Here is a 380-nt window from a genome sequence, read left to right on the forward strand (position 1 = left end):
TGCCTCAGCAGCCTATAGTTATTAAAGCTATTAACCTAATCAACAAGTAGATTGACGCCCCTGGCCGTTAATCTTCGGCCAGGGTGGTGCCTATGCTCAAACTTGTTTCCTCAATACCGGATGTGCCGACAGAGCAAATTGCCAATCACATTACTGATTACGCACCGGCTCTGGCGATAGCTATGCTGGGCACCATTAATGGTGATACCAGCTACGACTCCTTAAAAAAGACCTGTACCGAGCATCTGCATGACTGGTGGATGCTGTCGATCCCCAGCGGTACACCTGACAATACCTATGAGTCCGTGTACTGGTATCTGCTGCATTTAATTGAAACACTAGAAGAACAACAGTTGCTGGGAAACTGCTTTATCCAGTTA

Annotated in this window: 1 protein-coding gene; it reads left to right on the forward strand. The window is 46.8% G+C overall.

The genetic code is table 11. The features are described from left to right. Window positions 1–92 precede the first annotated feature (92 nt). Window positions 93–380, forward strand: a 288-nt coding sequence (locus ACYP03_RS24580) for a hypothetical protein (protein WP_459782462.1), incomplete at its 3' end; no start/stop codon positions are given.

Source organism: Photobacterium sp. R1 (assembly GCF_054600795.1).